Raw genomic sequence first — 24,112 nt, 5'->3', positions numbered from 1 at the left:
CCGGTGGGAACGGACGTCGACCGTCCGCGTCGCACCGGGTCACCGTGCGCGGCGACCGACCCCCGCGAGAACGTGCGCGCGTCGCGCGGCGCGGCCGTTCGCGGGTGACGGGCGGCGCGCCGGGGTGGCGGGAATCGGGTGGGGGCCCGGCGCTTTGGTTGCATATCAAGGGAACCCATGCCGTGCAGGCGTGGGACAGCCCCCGGCGCCGGGACCGGCCCGGGGGTACACAGTGGATCGCGAGGAGTCGCCCGGTGCCGAACAAGCTGGCGGAGCAGACGTCTCCTTACCTGCTCCAGCATGCGGACAACCCGGTCGACTGGTGGCCGTGGAGCCCGGAGGCGTTCGCCGAGGCGGAGCGCCGCGGGGTGCCCGTGCTGCTCTCCGTCGGGTACGCGTCCTGCCACTGGTGCCATGTGATGGCGCACGAGTCGTTCGAGGACGCGATGACCGCCGCGTACATGAACGACCACTTCGTCAACATCAAGGTCGACCGGGAGGAACGCCCCGACGTCGACTCGGTCTACATGGACGTCACGGTGGCGTTGACCGGCCACGGCGGCTGGCCGATGACCGTCTTCCTGACCCCCGGCGCCGAGCCGTTCTTCGCCGGCACCTACTTCCCGCCGACGCCGCGCCCGGGCATGGGCTCGTTCCGTCAGGTCATGGAGGCCGTCGTCGACGCCTGGCGGACGCGGCGCCAGGAGATCGAGGAGTCGGGGGCGGACATCGCCCGCCGGCTCGCCGAGGCCGCCGAGCGCGGCCCGGTCGCCGGCCTCGCCTCGAACCCGGCCTCCGGCGTCGCCGACGAACTGACCCCTGGCCTGCTGGACACGGCGGTCGCGGGGCTGTCGGCCCGCTTCGACACCCGCCACGGCGGCTTCGGCGGGGCGCCGAAGTTCCCGCCGTCCATGGTCGCCGAGATGCTGCTGCGCCACGCCGCGCGCACCGGCGACGGACACAGCCTCGACATGGTCACCCTGACCTGCGAGCGGATGGCCCGCGGCGGCATGTACGACCAGCTCGCCGGCGGATTCGCCCGCTACAGCGTCGACGCCACCTGGACCGTGCCGCACTTCGAGAAGATGTTGTACGACAACGCCCAGTTGCTGCGGGTCTACCTGCATCTGTGGCGCGCGACCGGCTCGGCGCTCGCCCGCCGGGTGGTGCGCGAGACGGCGACGTTCCTGCTCACCGACCTGCGCACCGAGCAGGGCGGGTTCGCCTCCGCACTGGACGCCGACGCCGTGCCGGCCGGCGCCACCGGGACGCACTCGCGACCCGAGGAGGGCGCGAGCTACGCCTGGACGCCGGCGGGGCTGCGTGCCGCCCTCGGCGAGGATGACGGCGCCTGGGCGGCCGACGTCCTCGGTGTCACCGCCGAGGGCACCTTCGAGCACGGGACGTCGGTCCTGCGGCTGCTGGCCGACCCGCCGGACCAGGCGCGCTTCGCCGCCGTGCGAACCCGGCTCGCCGCGGCGCGGGCCACCCGCCCGCAGCCCGCCCGGGACGACAAGGTCGTCGCCGCCTGGAACGGCCTGGCCATCGCCGCGCTCGCCGAGGCCGGGGCGCTGCTCGACGAGCCGGACTGGATTCGCGCGGCCACGGGCGCGGCGACGCTGCTGCGCGACGTCCACCTGGTCGACGGCCGGCTGCGGCGCACCAGCCGGGACGGCCGGGTGGGCACCAACGCCGGCGTGCTGGAGGACTACGGCGACGTCGCCGAGGGCCTGCTCACCCTGCACCAGGTCACCGGCGACCCGCAGTGGCTGGCGATCGCGGGCGACCTGCTCGGCGTCGTCCAGGCGCATTTCGGCGCGCCGGACGGCGGCTACTTCGACACCGCGGACGACGCCGAGGCGCTGCTGCGCCGCCCGCGGGACGACTCGGACTCGGCGACACCGTCGGGGCAGGCGGCCGTGGCCGGCGCCCTGCTCACCCACGCCGCGCTGACCGGGTCGGCCGAGCACCGGCGCGCCGCCGAGCGGACGGTGGCCCGCTTCGCGCCGTTGCTGTCCCGGGACGCCCGGTTCGCCGGCTGGGCCGGGGCCGTCGCCGAGGCGCTGATCGCCGGGCCGGCGGAGGTCGCCGTGGTGGACAGCCCGCAGCTGGAGCGGATCGCCCGGCTCGCGACCGCACCGGGGGCGGTCGTCGTCACGGGTGGCCCGCTGGTCGCCGGGCGCGGGTCCCCCGGGGTGTACGTCTGTCGCGACTTCGTCTGCGAGCGTCCCGTGCACACCGCGGAGGACGTTCGGCGCTCGCTCGGCGTGAAGGTGGCCACCTGAGGGCGGGAGGACTTTCACTCGTGACCGGGTAAGCGTGTAATCGTCGGCGGGGTGTGCCGGGCACGTCCGCGCGCACGGGCGGGAGGAGTCGGGTGATGGCCGGTCCGCGGGGGCGTGGTTTCGGCAGGTCGGGCGACCGTGCGGAGCCGTCGCCCGCGGGGGACGCGGCCGACTGGTTCGGCGCCCGCATCCCGGCCGGGTGGTACACCGGCCCGCCGGAGGTCATCGTCGACCGGGATGAGATCACGGTCATCGGTGAGCTGGTCGACGGCGACGCGGCCGGCGCCGATTCCGTCGGCGTCGATTCCGTCGGCGTCGATGCGCCCGGGGACGATCGCGTCGCCGGCGATCCCGTCGACGACGCCGCCCGGATCAGGCTGTTTCGGGAGCGCACTCGGGACGAGCGCATCGCCATCGCCGCCGACGCGGAGCGGCGTTACGGTCGCAGGATCGCCTGGGGGGCGGCGGCGGGGCAGCGCAGCGAGCTGTTCACCGTGTTGTCCGTGCCGGTGATGACCCGGCTGCGCCAGCCCGAGCGGCAGGTCCTGGACGTCCTGGTCGATTCGGGCGTGGCGCGCAGCCGCAGCGAGGCGCTGGCCTGGTGTGTTCGGCTCGTCGGCGACAACGCCGACACCTGGCTGCGCCAGCTGCGGGAGGCGATGGAGCAGGTCGAGAAGATCCGTTCGGAGGGGCCCGGCCTGTGACGGTGCCGCCCGCGTGGACGTGGGCGGCACCGGGCCGCGCGGATCGTCGGTATCAGTAGATCGCGAACATCAGCGCCAGGTAGTGACACAGCGCAGCCACCAGGGTGAAGGCGTGGAAGACCTCGTGGTACCCGAAGACCGTCGGGGCGGGGTTCGGCCGGCGGGTGGCGTAGACGAGGGCGCCGAGGCTGTAACAGACGCCGCCGACCAGCAGCAGCACCGTCGAGGCTATGCCGGCGTGGTGGGCCAGCTGCGGGATGACGAAGACGGCGACCCAGCCGAGCGCGATGTAGAGCGGGACGATCAGGTAGCGCGGCGAGTGGAGCCAGAGCATCCGGATCGTCACCCCGAGTGCCGCACCACCCCAGACGACCGCCAGCACCACACGTGCCGTCGACGTGGGCATCGCGATGAGGGCAAATGGGGTATACGTCCCGGCGATGAATACAAAGATCATTGAATGGTCGAGGCGTTTCATCCGCGCCCGGGTACGTGACGTCGACCACATCGTTCGGTGGTAGAGCGCGCTGGTTCCGAACAGCGCGGCAATACTCAGCGCGTAAACCGCGATACCGAGTCGGGCACGGAGCGTGGTGGCCAGGGCGACTGCGAGGAGGCCGAGCGCAAGGCTTACGGGGAATGCCCCGGCATGTAGCCATCCCCGCATGCGTGGTCGCACCAGGTCACGTGGGTGGGCGGGGCCGTCCGCCTGCGGAGCCCCGGCAGGCTGCTGCGTGAGGGAAGCCACGTGGAGGACGATAACCCGGAGCTTGTGACGCCCACGAGACGGAGTCACCCAGCGCCGGTCCGTCTGTACCGGTGCGTGATGGATCCGACGCTTGTGCCCGCTCGCTATCGCGCGACTGCGGGCGGAACGCGCGGTACAGTCTAATGATCCTGAACGCGGCCTCGAACTGACCCTGTACCGCGGGTTTTGTCGGAGCGTGAACAAGTACGTTCAAGTGCTTGAAGTGGGCACACCCATACAGGGCGAGAACGCGTCAGGTTTCGACTCGACCGGAGGTGTGAGCTGTGACGACCGCGGCACAGATTCCGGGGCTGGAAGCGGCCCCCACGAAGCACGCCAGGCTGGTCGCCTGGGTGCGTGAGATCGCCGAACTCACCCAGCCGGAACGGGTTGAGTGGTGCGATGGGTCGGCGGCCGAGTTCGATCGGCTGACCAGCCTTCTGATCGAGAAGGGGACGCTCGTTCGGCTGAACGACGACAAGCGCCCGAACAGCTTCTACGCCGCTTCCGACCCCAATGACGTGGCCCGGGTCGAGGATCGGACCTACATCTGCTCCGAGAACGCCGCCGACGCCGGTCCGACGAACAACTGGATGGACCCGGCGGAGATGAGGACCAAGCTCAAGGGCCTCTTCGAGGGCTGTATGCGTGGTCGCACGATGTATGTCGTGCCCTTCTGCATGGGTCCCCTCGGGTCGCATATCTCCGCCCTTGGCGTCGAAATTACCGACTCGCCGTACGTCGTTATTTCCATGCGCACGATGACCCGTATGGGAACGCCCGCCCTGGAACAGCTCGGCGAGGACGGCTTCTTTGTTCCCGCGGTTCATTCACTGGGCGCGCCGCTGGAGCCGGGCGTGGCCGATGTCCCGTGGCCGTGCAACACCACGAAATACATCACGCACTTTCCGGAGACGCGTGAGATCTGGTCCTTCGGATCAGGTTACGGCGGTAACGCACTGCTTGGCAAGAAATGCTACGCCCTGCGCATCGCGTCGGTCATGGCCCGGGATGAGGGCTGGCTGGCGGAGCACATGCTCATCCTCAAGCTGACGTCGCCCAAGGGCAAGGTCCACTACATCGCCGCGGCATTTCCCTCGGCCTGTGGGAAGACCAATCTGGCCATGCTCATCCCCACCCTTCCCGGGTGGAAGGCGGAGACTGTCGGTGACGACATCGCCTGGATGCGGTTCGGTGAGGACGGCCGGCTCTACGCCGTCAACCCCGAGGCCGGCTTCTTCGGCGTCGCGCCCGGCACCGGCGAGCAGACCAACCCGAACGCGATCACGACACTGTGGGGCAACACCGTCTTCACCAACGTCGCCCGCACCGACGACGGCGACGTGTGGTGGGAGGGCCTGAGCAAGGAGCCGCCGGCCCACCTCACCGACTGGAAGGGCCAGGACTGGACGCCCGAGTCCACCACGCCCGCCGCGCACCCCAACGCGCGGTTCACCGTCCCCGCCGGCCAGTGCCCGACCATCGCCTCCGAGTGGGAGGACCCGAAGGGCGTGCCGATCTCGGCGATCCTGTTCGGCGGCCGCCGGGCCACCGCGGTGCCGCTGGTCACCGAGGCGCCCGACTGGCGGCGCGGGGTCTTCTTCGGCTCCATCGTCGCCTCCGAGACGACGGCCGCCCAGGCCGGCGCCATCGGCAAGCTGCGCCGTGACCCGTTCGCCATGCTGCCCTTCTGCGGCTACAACATGGCCGACTACTTCGCCCACTGGCTCGAGGTCGGCCAGAAGGCGGACCCGGCGAAGCTGCCGGGCATCTACTACGTGAACTGGTTCCGCAAGAGCCCCGAGGGCAAGTTCCTCTGGCCCGGATTCGGCGACAACAGCCGGGTTCTCGCCTGGATCGTCGGCCGCCTGGAGGGGGAGGCCGACGGTGTGGAGACCCCGCTGGGCGTGCTGCCGACCAGGGACGCGCTGCCCACCGACGGCCTCGACATCGCTGATGCCGACCTCGACACCCTGCTCACCGTCGACACCGAGCTCTGGAAGCAGGAGGCCGAGCTCATCCCCGAGCACTACCAGACCTTCGGCGACCGGCTCCCGGCCGCTCTGTGGGCCGAGCACGAGGCTCTGGTCAGCCGCCTCGACCAGGCCTGACCAGCGCCGCGGCGGCCGACCGGCGCCGCACCCACCACGGCATGCCCTGACCTGACGGCCCGTGCCGGGACGGTTCCCACCGCCCCGGCACGGGCCGTTCGTCATGGTCACCATCCCGGAGCCCCCCATTCCCGGTGACGGTCAGTAGCTGTCGGCGCGGGTGCGGCCGGTATTCCCGGCGCGCGTGGCGGGGTCGGCGGCGGTCGTCGTTCCGACGCGGGGTTGCTTTCCGCGGAGTACGGAACTCACCGGCTCGTGTGCGTGTTCATGACGGCTCGGGCGCATGACGCCGGTGTTTTTCGGGAATATCTGCCTCGGATCCGCGAATTTTCGGACCGGGGCCACGGGCGGCGCCTCGGAGCTTGGAATCCGGTGTGCTGGTGCCATCTGGCCAGCGGAAATCGCGGCTCGCCCGGGTGCGGGCGAGCCGATCCATCCCGCCCTGCGAGTGTCGGCCATGTTTCCCGTAGCGGTGGGCCGTACGGCATGTTTCCGGCCCGCGTCACCGGGTGCCCCCGAACATGGGTACCCGACCCATCCCCGACACCGAATCCAGGATCAGGTTCTACCGTGTACCGCCGCCGGCGGCGGTCGGTTCCGACCACAGGGCGGCAGGTGCCGCCCCTGGGTCGACGGATCCGTTGGGACGGCTCGCGTCCGGACACCCGGACCGCACCGCAGCATCCCGGAAACCAGCCGCGTTGCCTTCCCGGCCGGTACCCGGCCCGCCCGGCAGACCGTGCGGAAACCACCAGGCCGCCGTCCCCTGCCAGGCCGAGCCACGCCGTCCGGTGGGCAGAGCACTCCGCAGGCGGACGGTATCTGCCTCCAAGGATGGCTCAGCCCGGCTCAGCCCTGCCCTGCCCGGCTTGGCTTGGCTCGATCTCCTCGCCGACCGCCGTCGCGCCCGATGGTGCCATCGGCAGCGAGAGTCCAGGCGCGGGTGCCGCTGGACGGCTCGCGGGAGTCGGTACACCAGGGCCTGGCTGGGGCCCCCGCAGCTCGGGCTCGGACCTCCGCCCCGGACCGGATCGCGTCTCGGGTTCTGATCTTCACGGTCGTCGGTGCGGCGGGTAGTGGCAGCGTGATGGCAACGTCGCAGCGGCCCGTGCCGCGAACATGGGGACGAATCGGACATGGCGCGCGCAGTTCGCGACACGGCCCCGCTGTCCCCCGCGCGCGCTTCCCATCCATGGGACGTCTGCCCCGACACCCGACACCCGACACCCGACACCCGAACCCGGGAGTCAGGTGCTCGGCGGTTCGGGGTGCGGGGCGCGGGGAGGGTGTCGCGGACCGTCGCAGGACCGGCGCGATGTCACGGAGAGGCCACGGCAGGTGCGTGAGTAGGCAAAACGTTTCCGGTTCTTAACACAACGTGTTGCCAGAAGTGGGTCGCCATCGCCGCACGTGACGGCTACCGTGAGAGCCCTAGCGTCTCAAGCCGTGGTCCGGCGTGGTGCCGGACCTCTCGGGAGGCCCCTCGGTGCCGCAAGCGCGACTACACCAGGAGGCCGGTGCCCGGCTCCTGGAGGGGTCGGTCCCGGACTACCTCCGAGTAAGCGGGTGGGCGTGTGCCACGAACGCATGTCGTCGACACAAGCGTGCTGCTTTCTGATCCTGGCGCGCTGCTGCGGTTCGCGGAGCACAATGTCGTGCTCCCCCTCGTCGTCATAGGGGAGCTGGAGGGCAAGAGGAACCATCCGGAACTCGGCTGGTTCGCCCGGGAAGCCCTGCGCCTCCTGGACGACCTGCGCATCCGGCATGGTCGCCTCGACCAGCCGATCCCGCTGGCGGGTGGGGGAACGCTTCGGGTGGAACTTAATCACACCGATGCGGCAGTGCTTCCACCGGGGTTCCGGGTGGACACGAACGACTCGCGCATCCTGTGTGTCGCGATGAACCTGGCCGCCGAGGGCGCCGATGTCGTGCTGGTCACCAAGGACCTGCCACTGCGGGTCAAGGCCTCGGTCCTGGGCCTGCCCGCCGAGGAGTACCAGGCGCTGTCCCCGGTGGACACCGGCTTCTCCGGCATGGGGGAGCTCGCCGTCGCCCAGGAGGACCTCGACCGGCTGTACGCGCAGGAGTACACCGAGATCATCGAGGCGGCCGACCTGCCCTGCCACACTGGGCTGGTGCTCACGGCGGCGGGCGGCAGCGCGTCGGCCCTGGCTCGGGTCACCGCCGACAAGCAGGTCCGTCTCGTCCGCGGCGACCGGGACGCCTTCGGCCTGCACGGGCGGTCCGCCGAGCAGCGGGTGGCCCTCGACCTGCTGCTCGACCCGGACATCGGGATCGTCTCGCTCGGCGGCCGCGCCGGGACGGGCAAGTCCGCGCTCGCCCTGTGCGCGGGTCTCGAGGCGGTGATGGAGCGCCGCGCGCACCGCAAGGTGGTCGTCTTCCGCCCGCTCTACGCCGTGGGCGGGCAGGATCTCGGCTACCTGCCGGGCAGCGAGAACGAGAAGATGGCGCCCTGGGCGCAGGCCGTGTTCGACACACTCGGCGCGCTGGTCTCCCCGGAGGTCATCGAGGAGGTCGTCGATCGCGGGATGCTGGAGGTCCTGCCGCTGACGCACATCCGCGGCCGTTCGCTGCACGACGCGTTCGTGATCGTCGACGAGGCGCAGTCGCTGGAACGCGGGGTGCTGCTCACGGTGCTGTCCCGGCTGGGGCAGGGCTCCCGGGTGGTGCTCACCCACGATGTCGCGCAGCGTGACAACCTGCGGGTCGGCCGGCACGACGGTGTCGCCTCGGTCATCGAGACGCTCAAGGGGCATCCGCTGTTCGCGCACGTCACGCTGACCCGCTCGGAGCGCTCGCCGATCGCCGCGCTGGTCACGACGATGCTGGAGGACCTCGTCCTCTGAGACGGGTCGCGGGCGCGGGCTGGACGGCTCGCGCTCGCGTTCGCGTTCGGGGACGGGGCGGTTTCGGGGCCCCAGCGGGCCCCGGCCCTGGTGGGGGCGGGGCCCCGTCGGCGCGCCGGTGGACGGCGGGGAACGTCCGGGCGCTCTGGTTGGTTGTCAGGACAGACACTCCACCGGAGGTGGCATCAGATGTTCTTCGGCCGTCAGAAGTCCACGCTGGTCACGCCCGAGCAGGCTCTGCCCGGCCGGGATCGCCCCGTGTTCGCGGGCGATTCCCGGCACACGGTCCTCGGCACCTCGTTCGTCGGGCCGTTTCCCGACGGGCTGGAGACGGCCGTGTTCGGCCTGGGCTGTTTCTGGGGCGCCGAGCGGGCGTTCTGGCGGATCCCGGGCGTGTACACGACGGCGGTCGGCTACGCGGGCGGGTTCACCGAGAACCCGACCTACGAGGAGGTGTGCTCCGGGCTGACCGGGCACACCGAGGCCGTCCTGGTCGTGTTCGACCCGGCGAAGGTCAGCTACGAGACGCTGCTGAAGGCGTTCTGGGAGGGCCACGACCCGACCCAGGGCATGCGCCAGGGCAACGACGTCGGCACCCAGTACCGCTCGGCGATCTACACCACGTCCGACGCGCAGGCGGCGGCCGCCGCCACGAGCCGGGACGCGTTCGCGGGCGTGCTGGCCGGCGCCGGCTTCGGCGACATCACCACCGAGATCGCCCCCGCCGGCCCGTTCTACCTCGCCGAGGAGTACCACCAGCAGTACCTGTCGGACGCCAAGAACCCGCACGGTTACTGCGGCCTCGGCGGCACCGGCCTGTCCTGCCCCGTCGGCATCGCCACCGCCGACTCCTGACCCGCCATCGATCTATCAGACGGGGCGCGACTCACGGACAGCATCGCTGGCGAGCGCCTGCCGAGCGCGGTTGACGAGTACCCGGAGCACAACGGGTGGGCGGATCGCGCAGGCGGTCGGTTCAGACGTCGGCGAGTTCGCGGGCCTGCGTTCCGACCTCACGGATCGACCGATCCCAGCCGGGCGTCGCGCCGCCGACCGCGTGAACCGCTGAGCGGGTGGCGGCGAGGCTTCGTGCGACCGCCTCCTCCAGGTCACTCGCCTCGACGATCATCGTCACGTGTAGACAACCGGTGGTGAGGTTGGTACCGAGGTCGGTGTCGTCCGCGCCATGAAGATCGTAGAGAGCGTCGGCCAGCAGGTCGGACACCTCGTCGAGTCGATCCAGCGGCCCGACGACCTGTAGCTCGACCAGAATCCGGTACTTCACGGCACGTCCTCCTCCCGGCAGGTCTGCCGTCTCAGGTGCCCGCGGAGGTTCCTCTCATAGCCCGAACTCGACGGGGTCAGGTGCACCGTGTGCTTGTGGGCTCCGCAAGGGCAGTAGATCTTGAAATATTTTCTGCCCTTCTCGACAATCCAACCTTGTCTCTCCGCCTCTCGAAGGAGACACTCAAGTTCCTTGATCGGATGTCGTGGACGGGGCATGCCTCGACCTCCACTGAACGTACCCCGGGAAGCTGGTACCGGCGCCGGGATCGCCGGGGAACAACCCGAAGGTAGTTCGTGGGCGGGGCGTGGCCTGTGGCCCTGGGGGTGGCTGACCGCGACAGAACGACGCCGAGATCGAGATCAGCCGCCTCCTGACCGGACCCCGTCGCGGAAGGCCTGGCGGCTAGCTGCCACGGGTGGATCACGGTCCTGTCAGCTACGGCCCATACTTGCGCGATCTATAGTGGCGCCCATAATGATCCCTATGGCGACAACCTCGATGCAGCTCGACTCCGCTCTTCGCGACGAGCTGGCGGAGATCGCCGTGCGGGACTTCGAGGGCGCTGCGCTGGGCGAGGTCGTGCGGCGCCTCGTCCGTGAGTACAAGATCCAGCGGATCCTTCGGCGTTACGAGGCCCTGCGCGCGGACCCCGAGGAGTGGGCCAGCTACCAGGCCGAGGCCCGTCTCACGGACAGCGTCGCGGGTGAGCGCCTGCCCAGCGCCGCGGAGGAGTATCCGGAGTACAACAGGTGAGCAGATCGCCGAGGCTCACGCCCTGGCAGGTATGGCTGGTGGACTTCGGCCAACCGGTGGGCCACGAGCAGGGCGGGATCCGCCCCGCCATCGTGGTCAGCTCGGCCCCGCACAGCCGGTTTCCCATCGAGATGGCTCTTGTCGTCCCGCTGACCTCGCGGGATCGAGGGCTTGAGCATCAGGTGCGTATCGACTCCCCGGCCAGCGGCCTGACCAGGCCCAGTTTCGCCCGTACCGAGGAGATCACGGCGGTGTCGACCGAGCGGTTCGTCCGGTCGACACCGCTTGGCGTCGCCGCTGACAGCGAGGTGGCCGCACTGCGCACCTGGTTGCGCGAGATGGTCGCCTTCTGCTGATCAGAGTCGACGCCACGCAGGCCGACACCGAAGTCTTGACTCTCCAGTCGGTGGAGGGTTCACGGTGGAGACCATGATGATCGGCCAGCTCGCGGCGAGCACCGGGCTGTCGGTGCGGACGCTGCGGTTCTACGCCGACGCCGGGGTGCTTCCGGTGCACGGGCGCACGGCGTCGGGGTACCGGATGTTCGGGCCCGACGGGGTGGCCCGGGCGCGCCTGGTGCGTACCCTGCGCGAGCTCGGCGTGGGTCTGGACGACATCAGGCGGGTGCTGGTGGCCGAGACGTCGTTGGACGACGTGGCCGCCGAGCATGTCCGTGCCCTCGACGCCCAGATCCGCGTGCTGCGTCTGCGGCGCGCGGTGCTGCGCGCGTTCATCGGATCCACCGACCCGGAGGAGCTGGGACGGATGAGCGAGCTGACCACCATGACCGCCGAGGAACGGCGGCGGATCGTCGACGGGTACCTGGACGCCGTCTTCGGCGACGATCCCGGCCCGGTCGGCGAAAGGCTTTCGATGGCCACGCCCGAGATGCCCGACGATCCGACCCCGGAGCAGGTCGCGGCCTGGGTGGAGATCGCCGGGCTGCTGCGCGACCCCGACTTCGTCGCCAGCAGCCGCCGGATGGCCGAGCGGGCCCGGGCCGAGGGACCGGAGCCGGACGTGGCCCAGTTCGAGGTCGGCAAGGCCATCGGCCGGCTCGCCGGCCCGGCCGCCCGGACCGGCGTCGACCCCGCCTCACCGCAGGCCCTGGACATCGTCGAGCGTCTCGAGGCCCTGGGCCCGGCGCGGCCCGCGGACGGCACCCAGCCGGACGACCGCACCCGGGTGGAGGAGCGCCTCCGCGCGGCCGAGCGCATCGACGCGTTCACGGACCGGCGGGTCGGCCGGTACTGGACGCTTGTCGGCATCATCAACGGCTGGGCGCCCGACCAGGCGCCCGCCGACGTCATCGACGCCTGGGAGTGGTACGCCCGCGCCCTGCGCGCCCACGCCTGACCCCGGCTGTCATCTCCCGCGCCCGGTGCCCACCCGCGAAGCGCGTGTCCGCCCACGTGCGGCGGGCCTACCTGAGATCGTCCCGTATGTCGCGGGCGGGGGTGACAGGAGTGAGGGCGCCGTCGATGGTGTGGACGTCGCGGCCGACGGGGATCTTGGCGATGCTGTCGACGACAGCGGTCGGGCGGTAGGGGAAGCGCTCGACGTCGTCGCGGCCGGTGATGCCGGACAGGACGAGGACGGTGTCCATGCCGGCCTCCAGGCCCGCGACGACGTCGGTGTCCATCCGGTCGCCGATCACCACTGTGGTCTCCGAGTGCGCGGCCAGCGTGTTGAGCGCGCTGCGCATCATCAGCGGGTTCGGCTTGCCGACGAAGTAGGGGGTGATACCGGTCGCCTTCGTGATCATCGCCGCGACGGCGCCGGTCGCGGGCAACAGGCCCTCCATGGACGGGCCGGTCGGATCCGGGTTCGTCGCGATGAACCGGGCCCCGTCGCGGACCAGCCGCACGGCGCGGGTGATGGCCTCGAAGCTGTAGGTCCGGGTCTCGCCGAGCACGACATAGTCCGGTGATCGGTCACTGAGCACATAGCCGATGTCGTGCAGGGCGGTGGTGAGGCCGGCCTCGCCGACGACATACGCCGAGCCGCCGGGCCGCTGGGTGTGCAGGAACAGCGCGGTCGCGAGCGCGGAGGTCCAGATCCGCTCGGGCGGAATGGACAGTCCCGAGCGGGACAGCCGCGCGGACAGATCACGAGCCGTGTAGATCGAGTTGTTCGTGAGTACCAGGAATCCGAGGCCCGCCGCGATGATGCCGGCGATGAACGCGTCCGCCCCGGCAATGGGGTGTTCCTCGTGGACGAGGACGCCGTCCATGTCGATGAGATAGTTCTCGATCATCCGTTCCGACATGGCCACTGATTCTGCCCGCCCGGGCGCGGCCCGGACGGGCGGGGTGGCCGCTGCGAGCGGTGTCTCACGGTGCCGCCGGCCCCGGGAGCGCGACGGTGGGCTCCGCGGGCGCGGCCGATCTCACAGCACCGCGATGCCGGCGGCCTGCTGGCCCACGGGCAGTGTCAGGCACAGCGCGGGGACCACGAGCCACATCCGCAGCCGTTCATCGCGTGCGTACCGGTGGGCGTGCTCGGGGGCCCGAAAGGGCCCCACCACGCCGCGGACCCGGTCGCCCGAGCCGCCGAGCACCACCACCGCCCAGGCGTCGGCGGTGGCGCTTCCCGTCTCCTCCGGCAGGGCGGGGGATTCCCACCAGACCGGTGCCGTGTTTACCATTCCAGCCCCCAGTGTTCTCGGTGATGACCCCCGTGACCACGGCACATAATTCGGCGCGGACCGGCTCTCGCCGGAATGATCGCCGTTTGATCCCCATCCCACCGCGTGCCACGGACGGCTTCTCCTCGATATCCTGCGCGTTTTTCGGCAGGTGTCCACGAAACGGCATTATTCGCGGCTGATCCTTTTCGTCCCGCGGTGGAACGTGCATCTGCATTGGCCGCTGCCCGGTCACTCTCACCAGGCATACGTGGCGGAACCCGGCGTGCCCGCGCGGTCGGAAAGCGTGGGAAACCCGCACGGGGCGAACCGTCAAGGGTGAGCGACGTTCCGTCGGGGATGGCCCGAAGGGGGAGCGGAGTACCCGTGCGGGGGCGGGTACTGCCCGGTGGCAACGAGGGCGCCGCTGGTCACGGGCGTGCGGACGCCGGATGACGCGGAGATGACGGTGCGTGGACGCGATGGTCGCCGGCCAGTCCGGGGCAACGTCGGGGTTGACCTGGACGTCTTTTCTGTCGGTTACTTCTCACCATGTGGGGGATCCGTGCGACGGCGTCGTAACGACTACCGGACCTGGGAGGAACTCTCCCTCCAGGAGCGCCGCCGCGGCCTCGCCGTCCTGGCCATCGTCGGGGCCGGCGCGGTCACCGCCGTGTATCTCGTCGTCGGCGGTGGCGGCGCCCAGGCCGAAGCGGCCGGCGCGCCCGCGCCACCGACCGTCGACACCGGCGCCCAGCTCGGCGCGTGGTACGCCGGCACGGCGGAACTGCGCACCCAGATCGTGACGGCCGTCAACGCCGTCCGCGCCGACATCCAGGCCTCCGACGGGACCGCGCTGCGGCCCGCCTGCGTCCAGCTCGGCCAGATCGTCGAGGGCATCGCCGGTCTCGGCCAGCCGCCGACCGCCACCGCCAGCCGGACCTGGACCGCCGGCGCCACCGCCTACTCCCAGGCCGTCACCGCCTGCGGCAACCTCTTCGACGGCACCCAGCTGCCGCCGCCGGTCCTGCTGGCGCGGACCACCGAGGCACTCAACACCGCCGACGGCCAGTGGACGACCCTCGCCGCCCAGATCGGCGCCCCCGCCCAGATCGTCCCGGCGAGTTAGCCGACGGCACCGTCCGCGGTGCCCCGTCCGGGGGCCGCCGCGCAGCCGCCGACCCCGCCGGCCCGTCACCCGCCGGCCCGTCACCCGCCGGCCCGTCACCGCTGGCGGGCCATCCGGGCGCGGCGGTCAGGAGCCGCCGGTGGGACGGCGGAAGAGGACGGCGGTCGGCGCGGCCGGGGTGAGGGTGGCCTTCGCGGGGGTGAACAGGAACGACTGTTGCGGCTGGCCGTTCGGGCCGAGCAGGAACGCCCGCTCGATCGACTCGACCTGGATGCGGGCACCCCGGTCGCGGCCCGCGCCCACGACCCGGGTGGCCTCGATCGCCGAGATGTCCTCGGCGACGGTGCCGGCCGGCAGCTCGACGGCGGTCGCCGCCGGCTGGTCCCGCTCGATCGCCCAGGCCGGGTAGATCTTGGCCGAGCGGTACGTCTCGGCGCTGCCGGACAGCCGCACGCCGATCGACACGCCGACCCAGCTGGTGTCGGTGTTCGGCGGGCCGACCGTGCTCTTGCGGATGATCAGATAGACGTAGTTGCGCGGGTCGCTGATCCTCGTCGCCGAGTTCAGCGTCTTGTCGTTGTCGACCTTGCCCTCGCGGGCGATCTCCTGCGACATCACCCAGTAGGTCCAGGGGTTCTCGTCCATCGCGCGCTCACGGGCGACGGCGTTCGGGTCGAGGTTCGTGGCCGCCGACAGGGCGAAGCGCATCTGGCCGTCCGGGTTCGGGCAGACGCCGTTGTTCATCGAGCAGGTGCCGATGATCGCGTGCGTTCCCTCGTAGCGGCCGGTGAACGGCACGGTGGTGTGGTCGGGGCCCTGGAGCACGGGGCTGCCGGGGACCGCGTTGCCTGCCGCGTCGATCTCCACCTGGTAGGTCCACTCGATGTCGGTGGTGCGGCCCCACACCGCCATGAGCTCCGGCGTGGACGTGCCACCGTCCTCGTTGCTCCACACCGTCGAGTAGGTCAGCAGCCGGTGCCCGGCGACGGCGGTCGGTGCCTCGGAGTGGAAGGCGAGCAGCGGGGTGTCGGTGACGGCGTTCTGGAACGGCCCGCCCGCCAGCGGGTCCGCGGCCACCCCCGCAGTGCCGGACGTGCCGGCGGTGCTGGAGGTGCCGGCGGTGCTGGAGGTGCCGGTCGAGCCGGACGCGGTGCCGGTGCCGGCGGTCGCCGCGGCCGCGGTCCGGCCGTAGAGGACCGGCGCGTGCGCGAGCGCCTGGTAACCGGTGTCCTGCGGCGTCACCGCGCGGAAGGTGAGGTTGGTCAGGCGGGCCGACGCGGCGCCTCGGGGCGAGCGGTCGGCCGCGAAGGCCGCGCGCAGGGTGTGGGCGCCGGCGGCCAGGTGCCCCAGCGCCAGGCTCCGCCTGATCGGGAACGAGGCGGGGATGACCACGTCGGTGGCGTAGGCGTTGTCGACGAACAGTGACACCACCGCCGACTCGCTGCCCGGTGAACCCCAGGAGACGCCAGGGGCCGCGGTGGTGACGTCGAGCAGGACCTCGCCGTCGGCGCCGGTCCGGAACGGCACGGACGCGTCCTGCCCGCGGTTCAGCACCACCTCGGGCGGCGGGTCGGCCGTCTTCGAGCCCGAGCCGCACGCCCCGAGCCCGACCGTCAGTGTGGCGGCGGCCAGGGCCGCACCGAGAGCCCGCCGCAGTCCCCTCGACACCCGCGTTCCCCTCCTGCAATACGGGAGCTCGCCACCCGCGCGGCCGTTCCCCACCACCCGCATTCCGATACACATCCTGCTCTTTGACGATTCGTTCCCCCGCACCGGTATGGCGCGTCCGCGCCGGCCGGCCGGCCCGGCGGGGTTGACGGTTCGGTGACGGCGGTGGTCCGGTGGGGTTCGCGTGGCGCGGAGAGGCGGTGGGCACATGGCCGGTGACGGTGCTCGGGACGGCCGGGGCGGTCAGGCCGGCGAGGGCGGGTCGGGGGCGGCGGATCCCTCGGTCACGGCCGCGCTCGCGGCCGGGATCACGCCGCGGCGACTGTCCCGCAAGGAGTATGAGAAGGAACTGGCCCGGCTGCAGACCGAGCTCGTCCGGATGCAGGAATGGATCGTCCACACCGGGTACCGGCTGGTCGTGGTGTTCGAGGGGCGCGACACCGCCGGTAAGGGCGGCACCATCAAGCGGATCATCGAGCGGCTCAACGCCCGGCAGTGCCGGGTCGTCGCGCTCGGGACGCCGACCGAGCGCGAGCGCACGCAATGGTACTTCCAGCGCTACGTCCCGCATCTGCCGGCCGCCGGCGAAATCGTGCTGTTCGACCGCAGCTGGTACAACCGGGCCGGGGTCGAACGGGTCATGGGATTCTGCACGGAGGCCGAGTACGAGGATTTCGTGCGCACCTGCCCGCAGCTCGAGCGCGCACTGGTCCGGTCCGGGATCGTCCTGGTGAAGTACTGGCTCTCGCTGAGCGACGAGGAACAGGAGCGGCGTTTTCAGGAGCGCATCGACGACCCCGGGAAGCGATGGAAGCTGTCCGCGATGGACCTCGAGGCCCGGGCCCGCTGGGTGGATTTCGCCCGGGCGAAGGACGAGATGTTCGCGTACACCGACGTCCGAGAGGCACCGTGGCACGTCGTCGATGCCGACGACAAACGTACCGCCCGGCTCAACCTCATCAGTCACCTGCTGTCCGTCGTCCCCTATGAGGACGTTCCGCATGAGCGCATCGTGCTGCCGGACCGCCAGCGCGCGGCGTACAGCCGGCCCCCGATAGACAGCCAGACCTGGGTGCCGGCCCGGTACCTGCCGGACGCCTGACCGGGGGCCTGGATCGCCCCCTACGGGCCATCCGCCGCGGGTGAGGCGCGTCTCGAGACCGCGGCGGACGGCCCGGCGGGGACGGCACGCAGACCCGGGTAGGGGTGCCTCTCGCCCGGCCCGGGCCGCCGCCGGCACTCCTTCGCGGTCGCGCCGGGGCAGCGACCGGCCATTCGCCGAGCGGATACGGTAACCGGCAGGGAATGGCGGGGCGGACGGTCGGAGCGGGAGAGGTACTTCGTGCGGAAGTTCGTCATCATGGGAGTGCAGGGCAGCGGCAAGGGAACCCAGGCGACGATGCTGGCGCGGGACTTCGACCTCGTCCACATAAGCGTCGGCGACGTCTTCCGGTGGAACGTGAAGAACCATACAAAGATCGGCGCCCAGGTGAAGCGTACTGTGGCGGCAGGCCGACTGGTGGGCGACCATCTGGTGGAATCCGTGGTGCGTGACCGGCTGAACGAGCACGACTGGAACTACGGTTTCATCATCGACGGGTTCCCGCGCAACGCGCGCCAGGCGGAGTTCTTTCTGGAGAGCTACGACATCGACGGGGTCATCTATCTCGACCTGCCGGACGAGGAGGTCTACCGCCGCGTGCTCGCCCGGCGGCTGTGCTCACGCTGCGGCCTCGACTACAACCTGATAGCCAGTCGGCCGATCATTCCGGATACCTGCGACGTCTGCGGAGCACCGCTGCTGATCCGGCCGGACGACAACCCGCGCGCGCTGGCCGTGCGGCTGCGCGACTATCACGAGAAGACCCAGCCGGTGATGGAGATCTTCCAGCGCAAGGAGTTCGTCGCGGTCGTGGACGCCCGCCGCCCGCCGCGGGCGGTCCAGACCGAGATCCGCGGGTACTTCGACCTGCCCGACCTGGCGTCCGCGGCGGTCTGAGCCGTCGGCCAGGGCCAGCCTGCGCCGGCGGGCCCTGGCGCCGCCGCGGCGCCTACTGCTGCCTGGTGAAGACGAGGGCGCTCGCGTCCGCCTGCCCGATCCCGGCCGAACCGATGCTGCCGGTGATGCCGTGCCCGGTGAACGACATCGCGCGGGCGACTCCGCCGACGCCGACGTCCTGGGTGATGCGGTAGCCGGCCTGCGGGAGCGCGGTGCGGTAGAAGGCCGCCGCCTTGTCGCCGTCGACCCCGGTGAGGGTCACCGTGGAGGTCCGGCCGGTGGTCGTGCCGACCTTCACCTTGGCGCCCGGCGGGATGGGGAAGTCCGCGGGTACGTTCGTCCCCTTCAGCGCGTCCGCGCCGGTTGCCGCGCCGATGCGGCCCACGCCGGGGATCGAGGAGGGCAGGCCCGTGGGCAGGCCTGTCGGCAGTGCCGTGGGCAGGCCTGTCGGCAGTGCCGTGGGCAGGCCGGACGGCAGGCTCGTGGCGCCCGTCGTGGGCAGGTCGGTGCCGTCGGAGCCGCAGCCGGCGGTCAGCCCGGCGAGTCCGGCGAGCGCCAGCCCGGCGGCGATCACCGCGGCCCGGTGACGGGTCGGGCGAGGCGACCGGTGCGCCGCCTCGAGAGCCTGGCTGTCCCGCATGGTGGTCCTCCTGGAGATCCCGTACGGCCGTCCGGTCCGGGGCCGCTGTGCGCCGGTCCGTCCTGCGGGCGCCGGTCGTCCGCGTTGGCCCCGGTTTCCTCGCCGACCCTAGCCCGGGCGCTCGGGAACGCGACGCACGGTGTCGGCAGGGCGTCAGCCGGCGCGGGCGCGTCGCCGCGTCGCCGGCTCCACCCGGAGGGCGACGGGTTGCCCCCGTCTGGGTGGCACCTTTGGGCGGGTCGGCACCTACGGAAGCACAAGGACCGCCCATCGGTGGCGCCAGGAGGGAGGCGTGCCGGGGGCCGGCTCCGGGCCGCGACCAGCGGGTGTGAGCACTGACCTGGGGGGGCTACCGGGCGGCAACCTTAAGATGATGCAAAATTTCGTGTTTGCGGCACGAGGAAGGTTTCGTGATGGTAGGGGCGGGGAATGCGGCAGGGTAGGTCTTGCCGTGTTTGTCCGCTTCATCCGATCCTGGAGGGGTTGATCGACATGCCGGAGTCGACGACGGGCGGCGCGACGGGCGCACGCCGCACGTCTCCGCCGCCGGGTGTCGCTCTCCGTGGCGAGGCCTGCGGGGGCGAGGTAGCTTTCCGATTTGTACCGATACAGCACGATCTCTCGACACTCTAAGTGAGGGTATGTGTGCAGTACGAACTTCGGCGTGTCCCGTCCAGGTGTTCCGTGGTGAACCCTCGACCGCTGTACCTTCCCTGAGCGTGGCAGTCACCAACAACGGGGTGATCGGTGTGGCCCTCGGCTACATCGAGGCGAACCCGGATGAGATGGAGCTGCTGCGGTCACTCGTCGTGCTCGCGCTCCACGGGCCGTCGATCACGGCGCGCAGCACGACTCCGGCCCACGTCACCTGCCGTGCCGCGATCGTGTCCCCGGACTGGCGGGTCCTGGAGGTCATGGACGGCACGACGTCCCGCTGGCACCTGCCGGGCGGCCACGTCGACGCCGACGACTCGTCCCTGCTCGGCGCCGCCCTGGGCCTCGCCGCCCGCCGCGCCGGGGTCGAGACGAACATGGTCATCCCCGGCGGGATCATCCCGTTCGACGTCGACGCGACCGTCATCGAGGCCGCGCCGCTGCTCGGCGAGCCGGCCCACGTCCACTACGACATGACGTACCTGTTCCACATCGAGGATCGCAGCCTCGCCGTGCCCGACGCCGCCGCGAACCGCATCCGCTGGATCGATCCCGGGCAGGTCGACGGCCGGCTCGGCACCAAGCTCAGCCGCGCCTCCCGGGCGGCCCGGCTCGTTCCCTGACCTCGCCGGCGCCCGGCGATGACGGCGGCCGCCACCGGCGGCCCGCGACGATCGTCGGGCTCGCCGCGGCGGTGGACCGGGCCGACGCGCTGCTCGCACGGAGCGCGGGCCGACGCCTGCTCGGGATCGTCGGCCCGCCCGGCGCGGGCAAGAGCACCCTCGCCGAGCGGCTCGTCGCCGAACTCGAGGCACGGCACGCCCGCCCGGCTCCGCTCGCCGGACCGGCCGCTGTCGCCGGCCGGGTCTCGCCCGCCGGCCGGGTCTCGCCCGCCGGGCAGGCGCCGCTCGTCGGGCAGGCGCCGATGGACGGCTTCCACCTGCCCGGCGCCGAGCTGCGCCGCCGCGGCCTCGCCGGGCGCAAGGGCGCGCCGGACACGTTCGACGCCGCCGGCTACGCGGCGCTGCTGGCCAGCCTGCGCGCCGACGGGCTCCCGCAGGTGCGGGCGCCGTCGTTCGACCGTGACCTGGACGAGCCGGTGCCCGGCACCCACCTGATCACGCCAGACGTCCGCCTGGTCGTCTGCGAGGGCAACTACCTGCTGCTCACCAGCGGCGACTGGGCGCTGGTGCGGCCCTCGCTCGACGAGACGTGGTACCTGCGCGCGGACGTCGAGCTCACCCGGCCCCGGCTCCTCGCCCGGCACCGGGCCGGTGGGCTCGACGCGCGGCAGGCCCGGGAACTGGTCGAGGGCAACGACCTTCCCAACGGCCGCCTCGTCGCCGCGACGGCGCGCCGCGCCGACCACGTCGTGGAGCTGGCTCCCGGCGAACTGGGGTGACGTCCCAGCGGATATCGATGTGTTGTTTTCGGCGCCGGGTTGTCACGGTGACGACTGCCGTCAATATGGTCTTATAGCGTCGTTGTGGAACATCGTCGAGGAAACATCCTTGTGGCTCGGCGGCGCCGGCTTTTCGTCGGCGTAAAAGGTGGAAGTCGTTTGCTTCGGCCTCTTCTGGTAATGGTCCGTATTAGTTAGACAGGCGGCGTGCAGGGGAGATGGGTACGCCGAAGGGGTGTCGTGGTCGCCGGGCTGACGGCGGCGGCCGTCGGGGGTGGAGCACTGCTGGGGTCGGGCGGCGGCGCCGCACCGGCGGGCGGCGGCAGTCCGGCTGCCGCCGGGTCGAGAAGCACCGTGCCGGCGAGGATCGCCGCCGACTGGCCGGGGGGCGTCTCCTCCGCGCTGGGCGACGGCGTGGTGCGCAGGGCTCGACCGGCCGGCGGCGCGCTCACGGTCCAGCCGGTGGCCGCGACCTCCACCTCCACCTCCACCTCCACCTCGACCTCCACCTCCACCTCCACCTCCACCTCCACCTCCACCTCCACCTCGACCGCGACGTCCTCGTCGGCGGCGCGGACGTCGCCGGCGGCCGGCTCCGCGGCGACGGGCGGCGGGCTCGCCGCGTCGTTCCGGGCCTACCTGCGCGGGCGGCCGGGGCACGTCAGCGTCGCCCTGTACGACGCGGTGGCCGGGACCACCGTCGCCGTCACCGATCCGGCCGTGTCGGGGTACGAGACGGCCAGCTCCGTCAAGCTCGACATCCTCACCGCGCTCGTGCTGCGGGCCGGTGCGTCCGGCCAGCTCACGGCGCGGCAGAAGGCGCTGGCCCGCACCATGATCTCGGTGAGCGACAACGGTGCCGCGAGCGCCCTGTGGGCCGACGCCGGCGGCGCGGCGGGGATGAAGGCGTTCTTCGCCCGGCTCGGGATGCGGGCGACGACGGCGGGTCCGGGCGGCAGGTGGGGCCTGACCCGCACGACCGCGGCGGACCAGCTGGCCGTGCTGCGGGCCATCGCCTATCCGGGCGTGCTGACGGCGGCGCAGCGCGGGGTCGTCAGCGGGCTGCTGCGCACGGTCGTGCCCTCGCAGCGCTGGGGGCTGACCGGCGGCGTGCCGGCCGGCGTCACGGTGGACCTGAAGAACGGCTGGCTGCCGCGGTCGAGCGGTTGGGTGATCACCAGCCTGGCGCACGTCCACGGCGCCGGCCGCGACTATGTGATGGCGGTCTACACGAAGAACGGGCCGAGCATGTCCTCCGGCGTGAGCACCGTCGCCGGCCTGTCCGCGCTGGCCTGGCGCGCCGTGGGGGTGTCCGTGGCGGCCCGGTAGCGTGCCCTCGCCGTCGGCGCCGTCACGGGCGGGGGACCGGGAGCCTGGGCCCGGCCCATGACGGGCGCTGGCGGGACGGTGCGCCACCGGGCGCGGGGGCGCCGGGTGGGTCCTAGGCGCTGAAGCGGGCGACGGCCCGCATCTTGTTCGTCGCGTCGAGCGCGGCGACCTTGTAGGACTCGGCGAGCGTCGGGTAGTTGAACACGCTGTCGACGAGGTAGTCGATCGTGCCTTCGCAACCCATGACGGTCTGCCCGATGTGGATCAGCTCGGTGGCGCCGGTGCCGAAGACGTGCACGCCGAGCAGCCGCCGGTTCTCCGGGCTGACCAGCAGCTTGAGCATCCCGTACGAGTCCCCGAGGATCGCCCCGCGGGCGAGCTCACGGTAGCGGGCGATGCCCACCTCGAACGGGATGGCCTGCTCGGTCAGCTCGTCCTCGGTGCGCCCGACGTAGGAGATCTCCGGGATGGTGTAGATCCCGATCGGCATGAGCTCGGCGCGCAGCGCGTTGACCTCCTCCCCGCACGCGGAGTACGCGGCGAGGCGGCCCTGCTCCATCGACGTCGCGGCGAGCGCGGGGAACCCGATCACGTCGCCGACGGCGTAGATGTGCTCGACCTCGGTGCGGAAGTCCGAGCCGACCTTGATCCGCCCGCGGTTGTCCGCGGACAGGCCCGCGGCGGGCAGGTTGAGGATGTCGGTGAGGCCCTGGCGGCCGGCGGAGTACATCACCGTGTCCGCCGGGAGCTTCTTGCCGCTCTCCAGCAGCGTCAGCGTCCCGCCGTTGTGCCGCTCGACGGAGACCACCGACTCGCGGAACCGGAACGTCACCGCCAGGTCCCGCAGCTGGTACTTCAGCGCCTCGACGATCTCCACGTCACAGAAGTCGAGCATCCGGTCTCGGCGCTCGACGACGGTGACCTTGGTGCCCAGCGCCGCGAACATCGAGGCGTACTCGATACCGATGACCCCGGCACCGACCACGACCATCGACCGCGGCAGCTTCTCGAGGGCGAGGATCTGGTCGCTGTCGACGACCGTGCGGCCGTCGAAGTCGACCGTGTCCGGCCGGGCGGGCCGGGTGCCCGTCGCGATGATGATCCGCTCGGCGTGGACCCGCCGGTCCTCGATCTCGCCCGCCGCCCGCACGCTCACCGTGTGCGGGTCGATGAAGCTCGCCAGCCCCGTCAGCAGCGTGACGTGGTTGCGGCTGAGCTGGCTGCGGATCACGTCGATCTCGCGGCTGATCACATGCCGGGTTCGGGCGGACAGATCACCGACGGTGATGTCGTCCTTCACCCGATAGCTCGACCCGTACAACTCGCGCTGCGACATGCCCGTCAGGTAGAGGACGGCCTCCCGCAGCGTCTTCGACGGGATCGTGCCAGTGTTGATACTGACCCCGCCGATCATCTCCCGCTTGTCCACGATCGCGACCCGCCGGCCGAGCTTCGCGGCCGCGATGGCAGCCTTCTGCCCGCCGGGTCCGGACCCGATGACGAGGACGTCATAGTCGAACACCGTCACCTCCCCGCATTCTTTCCGGCTCCCGGTAGAACCAGAGGCTATCTGCCGTGAGGGGTCGGGTCGGCAGGTTGCACGGTCTTGTTACGTTTATTTCTCCTCCGGGCTTTCCCGCCAGTGTTTCAGCCATGCGATATCACGCGGCGTAGATGGCACGGATTCCGTCCGTGATAACCAGGATGTGCCGTTGCGCCCGACGCGGTCGCCTCCGTGCCGGCCGCCGGTCCGGCCGCCCAGCCCCGCCATCCGGTCGTTCGGCGAGATGGTGCCCGGGTACCCGTAACGCACGCGTCGCTGTCTCGTTAGACAGGGCGCGGGGATCGTGGAGGCTGTCTGGGGGGTCTTCCACGGTCCCCGCCGTGGCCGCGCCCAGCGGGTCATCGC

21 protein-coding genes are annotated in these 24,112 nt (G+C 71.6%); 14 read left to right on the top strand and 7 right to left on the bottom strand.

Going from position 1 to position 24,112, the window contains the following annotated elements; all coding sequences use genetic code 11:
* Nucleotides 1-254 precede the first annotated feature (254 nt).
* Nucleotides 255-2,285, top strand: a complete 2,031-nt coding sequence (locus AC6EXY_RS02395) for a thioredoxin domain-containing protein (RefSeq protein WP_101830625.1) — start codon at nt 255-257, stop codon at nt 2,283-2,285.
* Nucleotides 2,286-2,380: 95 nt separating this feature from the next.
* Nucleotides 2,381-2,989: an ATP-binding transcription factor AbmR gene (gene abmR / locus AC6EXY_RS02390; RefSeq protein ID WP_101830626.1), complete on the top strand. Its 609-nt coding sequence runs from the start codon at nt 2,381-2,383 to the stop codon at nt 2,987-2,989.
* Between the two features lie 52 nt (nt 2,990-3,041).
* Here abmR and trhA read toward each other — a convergent pair whose 3' ends face one another.
* Nucleotides 3,042-3,656, bottom strand: coding sequence for a PAQR family membrane homeostasis protein TrhA (gene trhA, locus AC6EXY_RS02385; RefSeq protein ID WP_101830627.1), 615 nt, complete (start codon nt 3,654-3,656; stop codon nt 3,042-3,044).
* Nucleotides 3,657-4,021: 365 nt separating this feature from the next.
* Here trhA and AC6EXY_RS02380 point away from each other — a divergent pair, with 365 nt between their 5' ends.
* The 3 genes from AC6EXY_RS02380 (at nt 4,022) to msrA (ending at nt 9,570) form a co-directional block, all read left to right on the top strand.
* Nucleotides 4,022-5,848, top strand: a complete 1,827-nt coding sequence (locus tag AC6EXY_RS02380) for a phosphoenolpyruvate carboxykinase (GTP) (protein WP_101830628.1) — start codon at nt 4,022-4,024, stop codon at nt 5,846-5,848.
* A gap of 1,574 nt (nt 5,849-7,422) precedes the next feature.
* The gene (gene phoH2 / locus AC6EXY_RS02375) at nt 7,423-8,715 is read left to right on the top strand and encodes an RNA 5'-3' helicase PhoH2 (RefSeq protein ID WP_499817050.1); all 1,293 of its coding nucleotides are present in this window, start codon (nt 7,423-7,425) and stop codon (nt 8,713-8,715) included.
* 189 nt (nt 8,716-8,904) lie between these two features.
* Nucleotides 8,905-9,570, top strand: coding sequence for a peptide-methionine (S)-S-oxide reductase MsrA (msrA, locus tag AC6EXY_RS02370; protein ID WP_101830630.1), 666 nt, complete (start codon nt 8,905-8,907; stop codon nt 9,568-9,570).
* A gap of 121 nt (nt 9,571-9,691) precedes the next feature.
* Here msrA and AC6EXY_RS02365 read toward each other — a convergent pair whose 3' ends face one another.
* Nucleotides 9,692-10,000, bottom strand: coding sequence for a hypothetical protein (locus AC6EXY_RS02365; RefSeq protein WP_101830631.1), 309 nt, complete (start codon nt 9,998-10,000; stop codon nt 9,692-9,694).
* Between the two features lie 486 nt (nt 10,001-10,486).
* Here AC6EXY_RS02365 and AC6EXY_RS02360 point away from each other — a divergent pair, with 486 nt between their 5' ends.
* From AC6EXY_RS02360 to AC6EXY_RS02350, 3 genes are all read left to right on the top strand, one after another.
* Nucleotides 10,487-10,756: a hypothetical protein gene (locus AC6EXY_RS02360; protein WP_243407258.1), complete on the top strand. Its 270-nt coding sequence runs from the start codon at nt 10,487-10,489 to the stop codon at nt 10,754-10,756.
* Nucleotides 10,753-11,112, top strand: a complete 360-nt coding sequence (locus AC6EXY_RS02355; RefSeq protein WP_101830633.1) for a type II toxin-antitoxin system PemK/MazF family toxin — start codon at nt 10,753-10,755, stop codon at nt 11,110-11,112. Before AC6EXY_RS02360 ends, AC6EXY_RS02355 begins: the two co-directional genes overlap by 4 nt.
* Nucleotides 11,113-11,185: 73 nt before the next feature.
* Nucleotides 11,186-12,112 (top strand): MerR family transcriptional regulator, encoded by a 927-nt coding sequence (locus tag AC6EXY_RS02350; RefSeq protein ID WP_499817065.1) that lies wholly within the window; start codon nt 11,186-11,188, stop codon nt 12,110-12,112.
* A gap of 67 nt (nt 12,113-12,179) precedes the next feature.
* On the opposite strand, the gene AC6EXY_RS02345 is transcribed toward AC6EXY_RS02350, so the two are convergent.
* Complete coding sequence (locus AC6EXY_RS02345) at nt 12,180-13,025, bottom strand: HAD-IIA family hydrolase (protein WP_101830657.1); 846 nt, start codon at nt 13,023-13,025, stop codon at nt 12,180-12,182.
* 120 nt (nt 13,026-13,145) lie between these two features.
* A complete protein-coding gene (locus AC6EXY_RS02340) occupies nt 13,146-13,403 on the bottom strand; it encodes a hypothetical protein (protein ID WP_101830634.1) in 258 nt (85 codons plus the stop codon).
* Nucleotides 13,404-13,947: 544 nt separating this feature from the next.
* On the opposite strand from AC6EXY_RS02340, the gene AC6EXY_RS02335 reads away from it, so the two are divergent.
* Nucleotides 13,948-14,511 (top strand): hypothetical protein, encoded by a 564-nt coding sequence (locus tag AC6EXY_RS02335; protein ID WP_101830635.1) that lies wholly within the window; start codon nt 13,948-13,950, stop codon nt 14,509-14,511.
* Between the two features lie 126 nt (nt 14,512-14,637).
* On the opposite strand, the gene AC6EXY_RS02330 is transcribed toward AC6EXY_RS02335, so the two are convergent.
* On the bottom strand, nt 14,638-16,179 hold the full coding sequence (locus AC6EXY_RS02330) for a hypothetical protein (protein WP_101830636.1): 1,542 nt from the start codon (nt 16,177-16,179) through the stop codon (nt 14,638-14,640).
* A gap of 208 nt (nt 16,180-16,387) precedes the next feature.
* On the opposite strand from AC6EXY_RS02330, the gene ppk2 reads away from it, so the two are divergent.
* Together ppk2 and AC6EXY_RS02320 are read left to right on the top strand one after the other, a co-directional pair.
* Nucleotides 16,388-17,281, top strand: coding sequence for a polyphosphate kinase 2 (gene ppk2 / locus AC6EXY_RS02325; RefSeq protein ID WP_101830637.1), 894 nt, complete (start codon nt 16,388-16,390; stop codon nt 17,279-17,281).
* Between the two features lie 240 nt (nt 17,282-17,521).
* On the top strand, nt 17,522-18,178 hold the full coding sequence (locus AC6EXY_RS02320) for an adenylate kinase family protein (RefSeq protein ID WP_101830638.1): 657 nt from the start codon (nt 17,522-17,524) through the stop codon (nt 18,176-18,178).
* Between the two features lie 52 nt (nt 18,179-18,230).
* Here the strand turns inward: AC6EXY_RS02320 and AC6EXY_RS02315 are convergent, their stop codons facing one another.
* Nucleotides 18,231-18,818, bottom strand: a complete 588-nt coding sequence (locus tag AC6EXY_RS02315) for a hypothetical protein (protein ID WP_101830639.1) — start codon at nt 18,816-18,818, stop codon at nt 18,231-18,233.
* 719 nt (nt 18,819-19,537) lie between these two features.
* Between AC6EXY_RS02315 and AC6EXY_RS02310 the strand changes: the two genes are divergently transcribed.
* The 3 genes from AC6EXY_RS02310 to AC6EXY_RS02300 all read left to right on the top strand — a co-directional run bounded on the left by AC6EXY_RS02310 (nt 19,538) and on the right by AC6EXY_RS02300 (nt 22,203).
* Nucleotides 19,538-20,095: an NUDIX hydrolase gene (locus tag AC6EXY_RS02310; RefSeq protein WP_243407259.1), complete on the top strand. Its 558-nt coding sequence runs from the start codon at nt 19,538-19,540 to the stop codon at nt 20,093-20,095.
* Nucleotides 20,096-20,166: 71 nt separating this feature from the next.
* Nucleotides 20,167-20,874 carry a nucleoside/nucleotide kinase family protein gene (locus AC6EXY_RS02305; RefSeq protein WP_243407260.1) on the top strand — a complete coding sequence of 236 codons (708 nt, stop codon included), beginning with the start codon at nt 20,167-20,169 and terminating at the stop codon, nt 20,872-20,874.
* Nucleotides 20,875-21,114: 240 nt separating this feature from the next.
* Nucleotides 21,115-22,203 carry a serine hydrolase gene (locus AC6EXY_RS02300; RefSeq protein ID WP_499817051.1) on the top strand — a complete coding sequence of 363 codons (1,089 nt, stop codon included), beginning with the start codon at nt 21,115-21,117 and terminating at the stop codon, nt 22,201-22,203.
* A 112-nt stretch (nt 22,204-22,315) separates the two neighbouring features.
* On the opposite strand, the gene sthA is transcribed toward AC6EXY_RS02300, so the two are convergent.
* Nucleotides 22,316-23,725, bottom strand: coding sequence for a Si-specific NAD(P)(+) transhydrogenase (sthA, locus tag AC6EXY_RS02295; protein WP_101830660.1), 1,410 nt, complete (start codon nt 23,723-23,725; stop codon nt 22,316-22,318).
* Nucleotides 23,726-24,112 lie beyond the last annotated feature (387 nt).

This window comes from Frankia sp. RB5 (assembly GCF_059816245.1).
Note: the sequence above shows the minus strand (reverse complement) of the source record. Positions and strands in the feature narration are given on the sequence as shown.

Excerpts from the sequence above, each read along its gene's own strand:
- abmR (WP_101830626.1), top strand. The coding sequence starts at position 2,381 with ATGGCCGGTCCGCGGGGGCGTGGTTTCGGCAGGTCGGGCGACCGTGCG.
- trhA (WP_101830627.1), bottom strand. The coding sequence starts at position 3,656 with ATGCGGGGATGGCTACATGCCGGGGCATTCCCCGTAAGCCTTGCGCTC.
- msrA (WP_101830630.1), top strand. The coding sequence starts at position 8,905 with ATGTTCTTCGGCCGTCAGAAGTCCACGCTGGTCACGCCCGAGCAGGCT.
- AC6EXY_RS02360 (WP_243407258.1), top strand. The coding sequence starts at position 10,487 with ATGGCGACAACCTCGATGCAGCTCGACTCCGCTCTTCGCGACGAGCTG.
- AC6EXY_RS02350 (WP_499817065.1), top strand. The coding sequence starts at position 11,186 with ATGATGATCGGCCAGCTCGCGGCGAGCACCGGGCTGTCGGTGCGGACG.
- AC6EXY_RS02345 (WP_101830657.1), bottom strand. The coding sequence starts at position 13,025 with ATGTCGGAACGGATGATCGAGAACTATCTCATCGACATGGACGGCGTC.
- AC6EXY_RS02340 (WP_101830634.1), bottom strand. The coding sequence starts at position 13,403 with ATGGTAAACACGGCACCGGTCTGGTGGGAATCCCCCGCCCTGCCGGAG.
- ppk2 (WP_101830637.1), top strand. The coding sequence starts at position 16,388 with ATGGCCGGTGACGGTGCTCGGGACGGCCGGGGCGGTCAGGCCGGCGAG.
- AC6EXY_RS02315 (WP_101830639.1), bottom strand. The coding sequence starts at position 18,818 with ATGCGGGACAGCCAGGCTCTCGAGGCGGCGCACCGGTCGCCTCGCCCG.